This is a genomic window from Streptomyces sp. NPDC053665, assembly GCF_055585285.1.
In genome coordinates, this window is sequence record NZ_JBVJKK010000003.1 from 491,892 (window position 1) to 505,911 (window position 14,020).

The 14,020-nt window shown below is 72.9% G+C and carries 13 protein-coding genes; 8 read left to right on the plus strand and 5 right to left on the minus strand.

The annotated features are described in order from the left end of the window. Positions 1 to 182: 182 nt before the first annotated feature. Entirely contained in the window at positions 183 to 1,244 is a 1,062-nt protein-coding gene (locus ACZ6ZN_RS15215; RefSeq protein ID WP_469646367.1) for a hypothetical protein, read from the plus strand. 162 nt (positions 1,245 to 1,406) lie between these two features. Here ACZ6ZN_RS15215 and ACZ6ZN_RS15220 read toward each other — a convergent pair whose 3' ends face one another. Both ACZ6ZN_RS15220 and ACZ6ZN_RS15225 read right to left on the minus strand, forming a co-directional pair. Then, a complete protein-coding gene (locus tag ACZ6ZN_RS15220; protein ID WP_469646369.1) occupies positions 1,407 to 1,823 on the minus strand; it encodes an SCO4983 family protein in 417 nt (138 codons plus the stop codon). A 128-nt stretch (positions 1,824 to 1,951) separates the two neighbouring features. Then, positions 1,952 to 3,163 carry a pyridoxal phosphate-dependent aminotransferase gene (locus ACZ6ZN_RS15225; protein WP_398106824.1) on the minus strand — a complete coding sequence of 404 codons (1,212 nt, stop codon included), beginning with the start codon at positions 3,161 to 3,163 and terminating at the stop codon, positions 1,952 to 1,954. A gap of 125 nt (positions 3,164 to 3,288) precedes the next feature. Between ACZ6ZN_RS15225 and ACZ6ZN_RS15230 the strand changes: the two genes are divergently transcribed. After that, positions 3,289 to 4,047: a hypothetical protein gene (locus ACZ6ZN_RS15230; protein WP_469646372.1), complete on the plus strand. Its 759-nt coding sequence runs from the start codon at positions 3,289 to 3,291 to the stop codon at positions 4,045 to 4,047. Positions 4,048 to 4,208: 161 nt separating this feature from the next. Next, positions 4,209 to 5,135: a S1 family peptidase gene (locus tag ACZ6ZN_RS15235; protein WP_469646374.1), complete on the plus strand. Its 927-nt coding sequence runs from the start codon at positions 4,209 to 4,211 to the stop codon at positions 5,133 to 5,135. Positions 5,136 to 5,155: 20 nt separating this feature from the next. Here ACZ6ZN_RS15235 and ACZ6ZN_RS15240 read toward each other — a convergent pair whose 3' ends face one another. After that, the gene (locus ACZ6ZN_RS15240) at positions 5,156 to 6,769 is read right to left on the minus strand and encodes an N-acyl-D-amino-acid deacylase family protein (RefSeq protein WP_469646377.1); all 1,614 of its coding nucleotides are present in this window, start codon (positions 6,767 to 6,769) and stop codon (positions 5,156 to 5,158) included. A gap of 13 nt (positions 6,770 to 6,782) precedes the next feature. Beyond that, positions 6,783 to 8,066, minus strand: a complete 1,284-nt coding sequence (locus ACZ6ZN_RS15245) for an amino acid deaminase (RefSeq protein ID WP_469646380.1) — start codon at positions 8,064 to 8,066, stop codon at positions 6,783 to 6,785. A gap of 133 nt (positions 8,067 to 8,199) precedes the next feature. Between ACZ6ZN_RS15245 and ACZ6ZN_RS15250 the strand changes: the two genes are divergently transcribed. The 5 genes from ACZ6ZN_RS15250 to ACZ6ZN_RS15270 all read left to right on the plus strand — a co-directional run bounded on the left by ACZ6ZN_RS15250 (position 8,200) and on the right by ACZ6ZN_RS15270 (position 12,576). Beyond that, positions 8,200 to 9,240: a sugar kinase gene (locus tag ACZ6ZN_RS15250; RefSeq protein ID WP_469646383.1), complete on the plus strand. Its 1,041-nt coding sequence runs from the start codon at positions 8,200 to 8,202 to the stop codon at positions 9,238 to 9,240. Continuing rightward, positions 9,237 to 10,004, plus strand: a complete 768-nt coding sequence (locus ACZ6ZN_RS15255) for an IclR family transcriptional regulator (RefSeq protein WP_469646385.1) — start codon at positions 9,237 to 9,239, stop codon at positions 10,002 to 10,004. Before ACZ6ZN_RS15250 ends, ACZ6ZN_RS15255 begins: the two co-directional genes overlap by 4 nt. Continuing rightward, on the plus strand, positions 10,001 to 10,411 hold the full coding sequence (locus tag ACZ6ZN_RS15260) for a RidA family protein (RefSeq protein WP_398106817.1): 411 nt from the start codon (positions 10,001 to 10,003) through the stop codon (positions 10,409 to 10,411). Before ACZ6ZN_RS15255 ends, ACZ6ZN_RS15260 begins: the two co-directional genes overlap by 4 nt. A gap of 102 nt (positions 10,412 to 10,513) precedes the next feature. Next, positions 10,514 to 11,992, plus strand: coding sequence for a GntP family permease (locus tag ACZ6ZN_RS15265; protein ID WP_469646389.1), 1,479 nt, complete (start codon positions 10,514 to 10,516; stop codon positions 11,990 to 11,992). A 65-nt stretch (positions 11,993 to 12,057) separates the two neighbouring features. Beyond that, positions 12,058 to 12,576, plus strand: coding sequence for a hypothetical protein (locus ACZ6ZN_RS15270; RefSeq protein WP_469646391.1), 519 nt, complete (start codon positions 12,058 to 12,060; stop codon positions 12,574 to 12,576). A 22-nt stretch (positions 12,577 to 12,598) separates the two neighbouring features. On the opposite strand, the gene ACZ6ZN_RS15275 is transcribed toward ACZ6ZN_RS15270, so the two are convergent. Then, on the minus strand, positions 12,599 to 13,945 hold the full coding sequence (locus tag ACZ6ZN_RS15275; protein WP_469646394.1) for a M14 family metallopeptidase: 1,347 nt from the start codon (positions 13,943 to 13,945) through the stop codon (positions 12,599 to 12,601). Positions 13,946 to 14,020: the final 75 nt, after the last annotated feature.

Sequence of the window (14,020 nt, forward strand, 5' to 3'; positions counted from 1 at the left end):
GAGCGCCCCGGCCGACGCCCCGCGTCGCCCGGGGCGCCCGGGCGTCTCCGGCACAAGGCCGGGTGCACGGCCCAGCGCACGGCCGGCGCCCGGGCCTCCGCGCCGGCTGCTCCGACGGGCCGCGTACGGTACGTGCAGTGGGCACCTGATCGTCGTCCCGGTGCCGAGGAGACCTGGGCACCATGGCAGCAACCACCCACTGGCTGGGCGACCCGCCCGCGGAGCACCACCCGCTGACCGCCTGGGCGTTGTCCCGGATCGCCGCGACGGTCGCCGAGGACGCCCGGGTGGACGCGGTGGTCGAGATCTCCTACGAGGAGCGGGAGACCGCGCCGGAGCTCGCTGGGCCGTTCGGTTGCGGGACGACCGGCGGGCCCGCCCCCCGGTGGCCCGGGGGGACACGGGCCTTCCGGCTGGAAGGGGTCTCGTCCGCCCTCCTCCGGGAGGAGGACTCCTGCGAGCCGTGGGCCGCCCTGTTCGACCCCGCCCGGCTGATCCGGGGGATCGCGGCGGTGACGCGGGCCGAGCGCGGTGAGGGGGGCGTCGAACTCTCCCTGGTTCCGCACCCGCTGTTCGCCGACCCCACCGACGCATGGCTGCCGCCCGGTGCCCGGGGCCTGGTCGTGCGGCTCGATCCGGTCACCGGTTTCCTGTCGTCCGCCACGCTCCACGACGACCGCGGCCCGCTGGCCACGGCCCGGGTCGAGGAACCGGGCGTCCGCGACGTGCGGTCGTCGGCCGCCGCGGGGCGGGTGGTGGCGCGGATGGCCAGGACCCTGGTCGAGCCCGTCCGGCTGACGGCCGACGTCGCCGTCGAGGCCGACCCGTACGAGGACCTGACCTTCGCGGGCGAGCCGTCGGCCCGGTCCTGGACGGTCTCGGCCTCCGGGCGGGAGCTGAGGGTGACCGGGGACTACGCGCCGGACGCGACGAGCCCGGCGGCGGCCCGGCTGGCCGAACTGCTCGCACCGGCCAGGATCGTGTCCCACCTGGCCCACGTCACGGCCGTCTCGGCGACCTCCGTCCGGGCGGGTGTCCGTCCGCTGCGCGCCTTTCCGCTCAGCGCCTGGGCCTCTGACGAGAGCCTGACCTGCGAGTTCACGATCGACCCGGAGACGGGTGTCCTGGTGCGGGCGGAAGCGACGGCTGAGGGGACGGCTGGGGCGACGGGCGGCGAGGAGGCGGACGGCCGCGTGGTCCTCCGCCACGTCGTCACCGCCCTCGGCGCTTCGGCCCAGGGCTGATCCGGGCCGTCCCAGGCCGAGTCCGTCGCGCCGTCCGGACGGACCGCCCGGCCCGGCGTGACGACGCCCGGTGGCCCTCACGAGTACGTGCGTGGCGCCCGGTCCGCGCGTCGCTGCGGGTGCGCGCGGACCGGGGCCGTCGGGGGGAGCCCCGAAGGGGGCTCAGCGGGAGGCGAGTTCGCGGGGCTCCAGGGCCGCCGTGTGAGCGTCCATGCGCTCGGCGGCCAGGATCGCGGCCGCCGTGTCGGCACGCGAGGCGGCGACGACCAGCGCGCGGCCCGCCAGTGCGTGCGCCTTGCGGTGCAGGGCGGCGGCACTGCGCTCGCGCCGCGTGCCGGTCACCCGCGCCGGGGCGGGGCCACCCCTCAGCCGGCCCACCTGCTCCGCCAGCCGCTCCGCCGCCGTGTCCAGGTCGGCCGAGTCCTCCCGTGCGCGCAGCTCGTCCGTGACGGCGAGCAGGGCGGCGAGGTGCCCGGCGAGCTGGATGTCCAGCTCCTCCTCACGGGAACGGTGGGGGTAGTCCGGGTTGGGGCCGTCAGCCGTGTGGTGGACCGACTTCGTGCGGATCGGTTCGTACATGGGAGGGCCTCCTGAGTTCAACAGGAAACCATCCTAGCTTAGATTTCGTCTAAAGTTGAGTCGTTCACAAGATCGGACTGCCTGTACACATACGGTGAACAGGTGGTCGGCCGGAAAAGGCGGCGGGGTCAGGTCTGGCCGTAGCCGTCCAGGAAGTGGCCGATCCGGCTCACCGCGTCGCGCAGGTCCCCGACCGTCGGCAGGGTCACCACCCGGAAGTGGTCCGGCTCGGGCCAGTTGAAGCCCGTGCCCTGCACGACCATGATCTTCTCGCGCCGGAGCAGGTCGAGCACCATCCGGCGGTCGTCCTTGATCTTGAAGACCTTCGGGTCCAGGCGCGGGAAGAGGTACAGCGCCCCCTTCGGCTTCACGCAGCTCACCCCCGGGATCTGCGTCAGCATCTCGTAGGCCACGTCCCGCTGCTCGCGCAGCCGCCCGCCCGGCAGGACCAGGTCGTTGATCGTCTGGCGTCCGCTGAGCGCGGCGACGACCCCGTGCTGTCCCGGCATGTTGGCGCACAGGCGCATGTTCGCCAGGATCGTCAGGCCCTCGATGTAGGAGTCGGCGTGCGCGCGGGGCCCCGAGATCGACATCCACCCGACCCGGTAGCCGGCCACCCGGTACGCCTTCGACATGCCGTTGAAGGTGAGGGTCAGCAGGTCGGGGGCGACCTTGGCGGTCGGGGTGTGCACGGCCTCGTCGTACAGGATCTTGTCGTAGATCTCGTCGGAGCAGACCAGCAGGTTGTGGCGGCGGGCGATGTCGGTCAGGCCCTTGATCATCGCCTCGTCGTAGACCGCGCCCGTCGGGTTGTTCGGGTTGATGATGACGAGGGCCTTGGTGCGGTCGGTGACCTTGCGCTCGATGTCGGCGAGATCCGGCATCCAGTCGGACTGCTCGTCGCAGCGGTAGTGGACCGCCGTGCCGCCGGAGAGGGAGACGGCCGCCGTCCACAGCGGGTAGTCCGGGGCCGGGACGAGCACCTCGTCGCCGTCGTCCAGCAGGCCCTGCATCGCCATCACGATCAGCTCGGAGACGCCGTTGCCGATGAAGACGTGCTCGACGTCCGTCTCGATGCCGAGGGTCTGGTTGTGCATGACGACGGCGCGGCGCGCGGCCAGCAGGCCCTTGGCGTCCCCGTAGCCGTGCGCCGAGGAGACGTTGCGGAGGATGTCCTCCAGGATCTCCGGCGGGCACTCGAAGCCGAACGCCGCCGGGTTGCCGGTGTTCAGCTTGAGGATCTTGTGGCCGGCCGCTTCCAGCCGCATCGCCTCCTCGAGCACCGGGCCCCGGATCTCGTAACAGACGTTGGCGAGCTTGGTCGACTGGATCACCTGCATGCAGGGAGCTTACGGCCCGGTAACGCGGGGCGGGTCGTGTTTTCCGCCACGTGAGACGGGGCGCTTTGGTGGGATATCGCCGCGCGCTGTCCCACCAGCGCCTTCGGTCCCTAGAATGCGCCGCCATGCCCGAGCAGTTCGAGTACGCCGATGGAGCGACGGGCGGCGGCCCGCCGGGGCCGCCGCCCGTCTATCTGCCGCGCGGCGCCGCGCGCCCCGTGTACGAGGCCTACGCGGATCCGGCGGCCGCGCACGGCTGGCAGGACGGCTACGGCGCCGGGGGAGCCGCCTCGGCCGCGGGCGGTGGCGCGGACGGCGCCCCTGCCGACGGGCTTCCCGGCGGTGCGGACGGGTCCCGGGAGCCGTCCGCCGGACCGTCGCGGCGCCGTCCGGGCGCGGGGGGCGGGTCCCGGCGCAAGCCCCGGCGGACAGCCGCGCGCCGTCCGGTGGTGGTCGGCGCCGTGGGCGCCGTGGCGGTGGCCGCCGTGGTCGCCCTGGTCGCCGCCGTGGGCGGGTCCTCCCCGTCCGGTTCGCCCTCCGGCGGGACGCGGGGCGGTCAGGGCGGGCGCACGGCTCCGACCGCGCAGGAGTCCCCGGCGGCCTCGGCCACCGGCACCGCGTCCGTGCCGCCTGCCGTCCCGCTCACCGATGCGCCGGACGGCCCGGACGCGTCCGGCGGGCCGTCCACGTCCGCGTCCGCGAGTCCCGCCCGCGTCGCGGGTGCGGACCCGGCCCCGTCCGCCACCGACGGCGCTCCGCCCGCGTCCGGCGGCACGGCGACCGGGGCTCCGGAGGACCCCTCGCCCACGGTCGCGTCCGCGGGCCCCGGCCGGTCCGGCGGGAAACCGGGGCGCGGACCGGGCGGGACGAAGGGGCCCAAGTAATCGGCCGGAAAGGCCGGTTGGGACGCCCTGCGACGGAACCTGCCGTTCCGGTCGTGGAACAGGTTCTTGTGCGGACCCCTTGCGACGATGACAATGCACATGACAACAGTGCGGGCGGCCGGAGGATCTCCGGCCGCCTCCGTCGCAAGAGGGGACCCCCCATGAGAAAACCTCTCGCCGCCGCGTTCCTCGCCCTGGCGATAGCCGGGGCCGGCGCGGCTCCCGCGACCGCCGCCGACGTCGCCCCCACGGGCGTCGGCAAGGCCGCGGACGCGGGCCCGGCCACGTCTGCCGTGTCGGACGTGGTCGCGTCCGTCGGGCAGGCGCTGTCCGGGCTCACCCGGCCGTCGGCCCAGGCCGTCACCTTCGCCGGCACCGTCGCGCTCAGCAACTGCTCCGGCTCCGTGGTGCGCATGCCGGACTCCGAGAGCGACGACCCGGCGCTGGTGATGACCAACGGCCACTGCCTGGAGTCCGGCTTCCCCAGCCCCGGACAGGTGCTCGTCGACCGGTCGTCCAGCCGTACGTTCAGCCTGCTCAACGCCTCCGGCTCGCGCGTCGCCACCCTGCGCGCCGCGAAGCTCGCCTACGGCACGATGACCGACACGGACGTCGCGCTGTACCAGCTCAGCACCACCTACGGGCGCATCAAGAGCGCGTACGGGATCGACGCGCTGACGCTGAACGACGCCCACCCGGTCGCCGGCACCGCCATCAGCATCCCCTCCGGGTACTGGAAGCGGATCTACAGCTGCACCATCGACGGGTTCGTGCCCACGCTCAAGGAGGGCGGCTGGACCTGGAAGGACTCGGTCCGCTACACCTCCGCCTGCAACACCATCGGCGGCACGTCCGGCTCGCCCGTCGTCGACCAGGCCACCAACAAGGTCGTCGCCATCAACAACACCGGCAACGAGGACGGTGAGCGCTGCACGGTGAACAACCCGTGCGAGGTCGACGCAGGCGGCAACGTGACGGTCCGCCAGGGCATCAACTACGCCCAGCAGACCTACGGGATCCCCGCCTGCTTCGGCATCGACAGCAAGCTCGACCTGAGCGCGAGCGGCTGCACCCTGCCCAAGCCGTAGGGAAGGGGCCGGCCGGGCGGTCACGCGGGGGGAGTCCCGCGCACCGCCCGGCCCGCCAGCACGTCCGTGCGCCGGCCGTCCTCGATCACGAACCGGCCGTCCACCAGGACGTACGGAATGCCCGTCGGCAGGGTGCGCGGCGCGGCGAACGTCGAGCCCGCCGCCACCGTCGCCGGGTCGAACAGCACCAGGTCGGCCACGTACCCCTCACGGACCAGGCCCCGGTCGGGCAGGCGCAGCCGCGCGGCCGGGCGCGAGGTGAGGTGCGCGACGCACTCCTCCAGCGTCAGCACTCCCAACTCCCGCACGTAGTGCCCGAGGTAGTGCGGGAAGGTGCCGTAGGCGCGCGGATGCGGCTTGGCGCCCTGGAGGATGCCGTCCGAGCCGCCGGTGTGCACCCGGTGGCGCATGATCTCCCGGACGTTCTCCTCGTGGCCCACGTGCTGGAGGATCGTCGGGGCCAGCCGGTCCGCCAGCAGCAGGCCCCGCGCCGTCACCCACGGCTCCTCGCCCCGCAGCGCCGCGGACTCCTCCACCGTCCGGCCGACGAACGGGGCCAGGGCCGGGTCGTTCACGCCGGAGATCTCGATGGTGTCCCACTCGACGGGCACGCCGTGGCAGCCGTCGGAGCCGACGACCTCCAGGTGGTGGCGGATGCGCTCGGCGGTGGCGTCGTCCGCCAGCCGCCCGAGGGTCTTCTCCGGGCCGCCCTCGCTCGCCCAGCTCGGCAGGACGGCCGCGAGGGTGGTGCAGCCGGGGGTGTAGGGATAGGTGTCGAGGCTGATGTCCGCGCCGTCCGCGAGGGCCCGGTCCAGCAGGGCCAGCAGCTCGGGCGCCCGGCCCTTGTTCACGCCGAAGTTCATGGTGGCGTGGGCGAGATGCAGCGCACAGCCCGCCTCCCGGGTCAGCGCGACCATCTCCCGGTAGGCCTCCAGGGCGCCCGCGCCGTAGGAGCGGTGGTGCGGGCAGTAGTAGCCGCCGTAGGACGCCACCACCCGGCACAGCTCGGTCAGTTCGGCGTCCCGCGCGTACATGCCCGGCGTGTACGTCAGTCCCGACGACATGCCGACGGCGCCCTGCTCCATGCCCTCGGCCACCAGCTGCCGCATCCGCTCCAGCTCCCGCGGGGTGGCCGGCCGGTCCTCCCAGCCGACGGCGAGTGCCCGGACCGTGCCCTGCGGGATCAGGTAGGCCGCGTTGACGGCGATCCCGCGGTCCAGCCGGTCGAGGTACTCGCCGACCGTGCGCCAGTCGAAGTCGATGTCGTCCCCGGGGCCGTTCCACCCGGCGATCGCCCGGCGCACCTCGCCGAGCGTACGGTCGTCGACCGGCGCGTACGACAGGCCGTCCTGGCCGATGACCTCCAGGGTGACGCCCTGGGCGGCCTTGGCGCTGTGGTCGGGGTCGCGCAGCAGCGCCAGGTCGCTGTGGGCGTGCATGTCGACGAAGCCGGGGGAGAGGACCAGCCCCTCGGCGTCCAGTTCCCGGCGGGCCCTCGGCCGCTGGCAGCCGGCCGCCGCGGCCTCCTTGACGATCGCCGCGATCCGGCCGCCGTCGATCACGACGTCGGCCCGGTAGGCGTCCGCGCCGGAGCCGTCGACGACGTCGGCGTCCCGGATGACGAGCTCTTCCATCGCCGCCGACCTCCTAGAAGAACGTGCGCACGTAGTCGACGACCGTGCCGTCGGCCTCGGCGACGGGGATCAGCTGCCACTTGTCGAACGAGGTGCACGGGTGGGACAGCCCGAGCCCGACCCAGTCGCCGACCTCCAGGTCCGCCTCCGGCGTGGTGCTCAGCCAGGCGTGCTGGTCGGACAGGGCCGTGACCGTGACGCCGGTGGCGGGGCGCTCGGCGCCCTCGCGGCGCAGCACCTGGGCGACGGGCAGGTCGAGGTCGTGGGCGGCGTCCCGCTTGCCCGCGTTGAGGAAGGCCTGCTCCGCGGAGGGCCGCGACACCACCTGGGCCCACAGGCGGAACGCGGGCTCCAGGGCGCCCTCCTCGGGGACCCGGTTGAACGGGGTGAGCTTGCGGTAGTGGCCGTCGTCGTGCGAGACGTACGCGCCCGAGCGGAGCAACTTCAGCACCGGCGAGGTCAGTTCGGGGATCTGAGCGAACACGTCGGCGACCGCGTCGAACCAGGCGCTGCCGCCCGCGCTGACCACGATCTCGTCCAGGCCCGTGAACCGCCCGGCCCTGTCGAAGTCGGCGGCCAGCGCGACCAGCCGCCGCAGCCACGCCGTCACCCGCTCGGTGTCGGCCTTCGGCACCTCGCCCTCGTAGCCCGCGACGCCGGCCAGGCGCAGGGTCCGCGTGGCGGCCACCGCGTCCGCGACCGCCGCGCACCCGGTCTCGGTGCGGACGCCGGTGCGGGCGCCCTCACCGGCGGCGAGCTCGACGACGACGTCCACCGGGCGGGTGGCGCCGGCGTCCCGCAGGGCGGCGTCCATCAGCTCCACGCCGCGCACCGAGTCGACGTAGCAGACGAACCGGAAGTCCGGGTCGGCGTCCAGCTCGGCGGCGATCCACCGCAGGGCCGCCGCGTCGACCAGCTCGTTGGCCAGGAACACCCGCCGGACCCCGAACGCCCGCGCGACCCGCACCTGGTGCGGCACGGCGAGCGTGATGCCCCACGCCCCGTGCTCGAGCTGCCGCTGGAACAGCTGGGGTGCCATGGAGGTCTTGCCGTGCGGGGCGAAGGCCAGGCCGTGCCGGGCCGCGTAGGTCTCCATGAGCTCCAGGTTGTGCTCCAGCCGCTCCGCGGACAGCGCGAGCACGGGGGTGGCGAACCCGTCCGTGAAGAGGTTGCGGCGCTGGGCGGCCAGCTCGCCGACGGTCAGCCCGTCGGCGTCCGGCGGAAGCCCCTTGAAGCGGTGGTCGACCCGCTCGGCGGCCAGCCGGGCGAGGGACTCGGCTGCGGTGTCGGCTGGCATGAACCCTCCTGATCAGCAGTGTTGCATTGCTTGCAACATTCATTGCGTATAGCGCTCAACGCTGTCTAACATCTCGGCCACCCCCGGTCAATGGATCAGCCATCCACCGGACCACCGAGGAGCTACGAGCATCGTGACCCCCACCGGACCCTGCAACGCCCCCGACGTCGTGGACGTCGTCGCGCTCGGCGAGTCCATGGTCACGTTCCTGCCCTCCCGGCCGGGCCGCCTCGCCGACGTGCCGTCCTTCGACCGCGGGATCGGCGGCGCGGAGTCCAACGTGGCGTGCGTGCTGGCGGCAGCGGGCCACTCCACCCGGTGGGTCAGCGCCGTGGGCGCCGACGGCTTCGGAGACCACCTCGTCGCGGAGATCGGCGGGTACGGCGTCGACGTCGCGTCCGTGCGGCGCGACCCGGCCCGCCCGACCGGCATCTACTTCCGCACCGCGGGCGACCGCGCGGACGACGCCCACGAGGTCGCCTACTACCGGGCCGGCTCGGCCGCCTCGGCCATGTCCACCGCCACGGTCGACCTGGCGGCGGCCCGCGCCGGACGCGTCCTGCACCTGTCCGGGATCACGGCGGCCCTGTCCGGAACCTGCCTCGACCTGCTGTGGGAACTGACCGAGCCGGGAACGGAACGCCCGCTCGTCTCCTTCGACGTCAACCACCGCCCGGGGCTGTGGGCCGAACCGGACCGGGCGCGGGTGCTGCTCGACCTGGCCCGCCGCGCGGACGTCGTCTTCGTCGGCGCCGACGAGGCCCTCGACGCCTGGGGCCTGAGCGGGGCGGCCGCCATCCGGGCCGCGCTGCCCGAGCCCGCCCTGGTGGTCGTCAAGCTGGGTGCGGACGGCGCCGTCGCCCTCGGCGGGGACACCACACGCGTGCGCGCCCCCCGGGTCGACGTCGTCGCCGCCGTCGGCGCCGGGGACGCCTTCGCCGCCGGGTTCCTGTCCGCCACCCTGCGCCGGCTGCCCGTACGGGACCGGCTGCGCCACGGGCACCTGACGGCCGCCGCCGCGCTCACCGCCCCCGGCGACCTCGCCGCCCCGCCCGCCCGGGACCACGCCGACCGCCTCGCCGCCCTGGACGACGACGCATGGGGGAGACTGCGACTCGGCCCGGGCTGGACCGAGGAGACACAGCGGGCCGACGAGGAGGTACGTCCGTCATGAGCCAGACCGTCGACCGCGCGCTCAGCATCCTGCCGCTGCTCGCCGAGGGCCCCGCCGACCTGGGGCAGGTCGCCGACCGCCTCGGCGTGCACAAGTCCACGGCGCTGCGCCTGCTGCGCACCCTGCACGAGCACGGCCTGGTCTACCGCCAGTCCGACCAGCGCTACCGGCTGGGCGCCCGGCTGTTCGCCCTCGCCCAGGAGGCCATGGAGAACCTCGACGTCCGCGAGATCGCCCACCCCCACCTGGTCCGCCTCAACGAGACCTGCGGGCACACCGTGCACCTCGCCGTGTACGAGGAGAACGAGGTCCTCTACATCGACAAGGTCGACAGCCGCTACCCGGTGCGCATGTACTCGCGGATCGGCAAGCCGGTCGCCATCACCGTCGCCGCGGTCGCCAAGCTGCTGCTGGCCGACCTGCCCGAGCACGAGCGGCGGGCCGTCGCCGAGAAGCTCGACTACCCCTCCTACACGTCCCGTTCGACCCCCCACGCCGGCGCGTTCCTGCGCGAGCTGGAGAAGGTGCGCGAACAGGGCTGGGCCACCGACCTCGGCGGCCACGAGGAGTCCATCAACTGCGTCGCGGCGCCCATCCGCGGCGCCGACGGCCGGGTCGTCGCCGCCATGTCGGTCTCCGCGCCGAACGTCGTCGTCACCGCCGACGAACTCCTCACCCTCCTGCCGCTGGTGCGCCGCACGGCCGACGCCATCAGCGGGGAGTACTCCGGCAGAACACCAGTGAAGGGCACCACCACCGCATGACCGACAAGATCGCACTCACCCCGAAGACCCACACCACCCCGCCGGCCCGGTTCTCCCACGGGGTGAGGAAGGGCAACATCCTCCAGGTCGCCGGGCAGGTCGGCTTCCTGCCCGCCGAGGAGGGCAAGGCGCCCACGCCCGCCGGCCCGGCCCTGCGCGAGCAGACCCTCCAGACCCTCGCCAACGTCAAGGCCATCCTGGAGGAGGGCGGCGCCTCCTGGGACGACGTGATGATGATCCGCGTCTACCTGACGGACGTGGCCCACTTCCCCGAGTTCAACGGGATCTACGACGCGTACTTCGCGGAGCAGGGGCTGACCCAGCCGCCCGCCGCGCGCACGACCGTCTACGTCGGCCTGCCCGCGGGTCTCCTCGTCGAGATCGACGCGCTGGCCGTCCTCGGCTGACCCACCCCCACCCCGCCTTCCCCGAGGCGCGGCGCCTTCGATGCGCCGCGCCGCGCTCCCCCCTACCCAGAAGCTGCATGCCCTTACGCAGAGGACCCCCGTATGTCCCATCCGCTCGCCGCGTCCGCCCCCGCCGAAGCCCCGCCGCACACCGGAGGACTGCTCCTCCTCGTCGACGGCACCGCCGGGCTCCTGCTCACCGCCGCGCTCGGCATCGCACTGCTGCTCTTCCTCATCATCAGGACGAGGCTCCAGCCCTTCGTCGCCCTGCTGGCGGTCTCCATAGCCGTCGGCCTCGCGGCCGGCCTGTCCGTCACCGAACTCTTCGGCACCGTCCAGAAGTCGGACGCCGTCTCCACCATCGAGTCCGGTATGGGCGGGATCCTCGGCCATGTCGCCATCATCATCGGCCTGGGCACCATGCTCGGCGCGATCCTCGAAGTCAGCGGCGGCGCCCAGGTGCTGGCGAGCCGTCTGCTCGGCCTGTTCGGCGAGAAGCGCGCCCCGCTCGCCATGGGCCTGACGGGCCTGATCTTCGGCATCCCGGTCTTCTTCGACGTCGGCATCTTCGTCCTGGCCCCGATCGTCTACGCCGCCGCCAAGCGGTCGGGCAAATCGATCCTGCTCTACTGCCTGCCCCTGCTCGCGGGTCTGTCCGTGACACACGCCTTCCTGCCGCCGCACCCCGGCCCGGTCGCCGCCGCCGGCCTCCTCCACGTCGACCTCGGCTGGGTCATCCTCATGGGCATCGTCTGCGGTCTGCCCGCCGTGGTGGCCGCGTGGGGCTACGCCGCGTGGATCGGCCGGCGCGTCTTCGTCGCCGTGCCGCAGGACATGGTCGACGCGGCGCAGGAGGCCAGGCAGGCCGTCGTGGACGAGCAGCGCGCCGCCGGGGTGGAGCCGCGCGAGGACCCGGTCCCCCTCGGCACGGTCCTCGGCATCATCGGCACGCCCCTGGTGCTCATCCTCGCCGCCACCTTCTCCTCGATCGCCCTGGAGCCCTCCACGCTCCGCTCGGTGATCGAGTTCTTCGGCCACCCGTTCGTGGCGCTGACGATCGCCCTGTTGCTCGCCTACTACCTGCTCGGGATCCGCCGCGGCTGGTCCCGCAAGTCCCTGGAGACGGTGTCCACCGCGTCCCTCAAGCCGGTCGGCAACATCCTGCTGGTGGTCGGCGCGGGCGGCGTCTTCGGCGCCGTCCTCAAGGCGAGCGGCGTGGCCCAGGCCCTGTCGGACACGTTCCACGGCGTCGGCCTGCCGGTGATCGTGCTGTCCTACCTGATCTCCGTCGTGCTGCGCGTCGCCCAGGGCTCGGCGACGGTGGCGATCGTGACGACGGCCGGCATCGTCGCGCCGCTGCTGTCCGAGGGCGACCACTCCCAGGCGTTCGTCGCCCTGGTCATCATGGCCATCAGCGCCGGTTCCATCTTCGCCTCGCACGTCAACGACGGCGGATTCTGGATGGTGGCCAAGTACTTCGGTATCAGCGAGCGCGACACGCTCAAGTCGTGGACGGTGCTGGAGAGCGTGCTGTCGCTCGCCGGGTTCGCGGTCGCGGCGGTGCTGAGCCTGTTCGTGTAGGGGTCTGATAACGAAGTCGGGTCCGACTGTGTGCCACACAGGTTTGTCGACCATACTGCTGGGCTGTGGAGCAGCGCATAGGTTCGAGCAGCCAGCCCCTGGAAGGCGCCGGATTCGATCCGGCCTTCATCCCCGGGCTCACGTCACCCGCGTCCCCACGGGCGAAGGACGGCGAGCCGGTGGACGAACCCGAGACGGCCGAGGCGGAGCAGGCCGAGGACGCCGAGGCGGCCGCCGCCGGGCCGGAGGAGACGGACACGGTGTCCTCCTCCGGGCCGGAGGAGGACACCGTGTCCGGCGGGCCCGTGTTCGAGGCGTCCGACCGCCGCGCGCGGATGACCGCCGACCACAGGGGAGTTCGCCTCTGCCTGGACGACCAGGAGTGCGAGTTCCGCTGGGACGAGATCGGCGCGGTGGAGACGGAGACGGCCCGCTTCGGCAAGCGGTACACCGTCACCGTCCACACCCCTGACCGGCGCTGGTACCCGATCGAGATCGAGGCGCCGGCCAGGAGCCACTTCAAGGAGTGGGACGAGCAGTTGGACGCGGTCCTGGACGCCTACTTCGAGGAGAACGCCGAGTAAGGGGCGCGAGGAACCGCGCACCTCAGCTGCAGTACTGGGCTTCCTTCCCGATGGACCTGTACATGCAGTCGGCGTTCTCCAGCAACTGCAGGACCGCGTCGCGGTTGCGGGAGGTCTCCCGCTCGATCACCTCGTCGGGCGGGTAGAACCCACCCCCACCGGACCGGGGGTACATCTCGAAGGTGTACGCGAAGATCTTGTGCGTCCCCCAGAGGTAGTCGTCGATCGACCCGTCCGTGATGTAGAGGTCGCTGGACTGCTCCGCCGTGTAGCCGTTGCTCGCGGCCATCTTCCGCCCGACCGCCTTGAACGCCGCGTTGTCGTCCGCGGTCATGCCGGTCGTGGTGTCCGAGTACGTGTAGCCGAACGGCCACAGCACCAGTTCGCTGTAGGTGTGGAAGTCCACCCCGGCCGTGATCTGCTGCTCACCGCCGACGACCCTGCTGCGCACGAAGTCGGCCACGACCTTCACCTCGGGCGCGGACTCCGCCGCCCGGCCCCGGTAGGTCTCCGAGGACGTCGAGCCGGAGGAGCCGCCGCAGCAGCCCCAGCGGTAGTTCCAGTTGCGGTTCAGGTCCGTGCCGACGTAGGACGAACCGGAGTTGGGCTGGCGGTTCTTGCGCCAGGAGCGGTAGGAGCCGGTGGCGATGTCGTACTCGCCGCCGTCCGGGTTGATGTCCGGGACGATCCAGATCTCGCGGTTGTTCACCATGCTGGTGACGCGGGAGTCGGATCCGTAGCCGGAGGTCAGCTCGCGCAGCAGGTAGAGCGCCATCTCGACCGTCAGGTGCTCACGAGCGTGCTGGTGGTGGGTGAACAGGACCTCCGGCTCGGACTCGTCCGCGGCCACGTTGTCGCTGATCTTGACGGCGACGATGTTGCGGCCCTGGTACGAGGTGCCGATGACGCGCTGGCTCGCGATGGAGGGGTTGGTGGCGACGATCGCGTTGATCTCGCTCGTCATCTCCGCGTAGTTGTGGTACTTCGAGTCGCCCGACGGGAAGTCGAAGAGCCGGACGTCGTCCTTGCCCGCCGACCGGTCGGGCACCGCCCCGAGCGGGGTGACCTCGTAGCCCTGGGCGCGCAGTCTCCTGATCTGGTCGGCGCGGCCGGAGACCACGACACCGTGGCTGTCGGCCTCGTCGACGCTCACGCCGGTGCGCTGGAGCGCCGTGCGGTCCTCGGCCGTCGCGTGCAGGTGGACCTCGTACTGCCGGATGTCGTCGGCCGAGGAGGCGGCCTTCGGTGCGCTGTCGGCGGTGGCGTCGGAGGTCGTCCCGTAGAGGGGAGCCGCGAGGGCGAGGGCGAGGAGGGTGGCGAGCGCGGCGGTGCGTCTGCCGGCGCCCGGTCCTGACGTGCGAAGTCGCATGAAATCTCCTGGTGGGAGGTGGGGTTGTTCCGTGCGACGTGCGTGGTGCGGGTGGCGCACATCGTTCTGCCAATG

Coding starts and splice junctions, on each gene's coding strand:
- ACZ6ZN_RS15235 (WP_469646374.1), top strand. CDS start 4,209: ATGAGAAAACCTCTCGCCGCCGCGTTCCTCGCCCTGGCGATAGCCGGG.
- ACZ6ZN_RS15260 (WP_398106817.1), top strand. CDS start 10,001: ATGACCGACAAGATCGCACTCACCCCGAAGACCCACACCACCCCGCCG.
- ACZ6ZN_RS15230 (WP_469646372.1), top strand. CDS start 3,289: ATGCCCGAGCAGTTCGAGTACGCCGATGGAGCGACGGGCGGCGGCCCG.
- ACZ6ZN_RS15220 (WP_469646369.1), bottom strand. CDS start 1,823: ATGTACGAACCGATCCGCACGAAGTCGGTCCACCACACGGCTGACGGC.
- ACZ6ZN_RS15275 (WP_469646394.1), bottom strand. CDS start 13,945: ATGCGACTTCGCACGTCAGGACCGGGCGCCGGCAGACGCACCGCCGCG.
- ACZ6ZN_RS15245 (WP_469646380.1), bottom strand. CDS start 8,066: ATGCCAGCCGACACCGCAGCCGAGTCCCTCGCCCGGCTGGCCGCCGAG.
- ACZ6ZN_RS15240 (WP_469646377.1), bottom strand. CDS start 6,769: ATGGAAGAGCTCGTCATCCGGGACGCCGACGTCGTCGACGGCTCCGGC.
- ACZ6ZN_RS15255 (WP_469646385.1), top strand. CDS start 9,237: ATGAGCCAGACCGTCGACCGCGCGCTCAGCATCCTGCCGCTGCTCGCC.
- ACZ6ZN_RS15215 (WP_469646367.1), top strand. CDS start 183: ATGGCAGCAACCACCCACTGGCTGGGCGACCCGCCCGCGGAGCACCAC.
- ACZ6ZN_RS15225 (WP_398106824.1), bottom strand. CDS start 3,163: ATGCAGGTGATCCAGTCGACCAAGCTCGCCAACGTCTGTTACGAGATC.
- ACZ6ZN_RS15265 (WP_469646389.1), top strand. CDS start 10,514: ATGTCCCATCCGCTCGCCGCGTCCGCCCCCGCCGAAGCCCCGCCGCAC.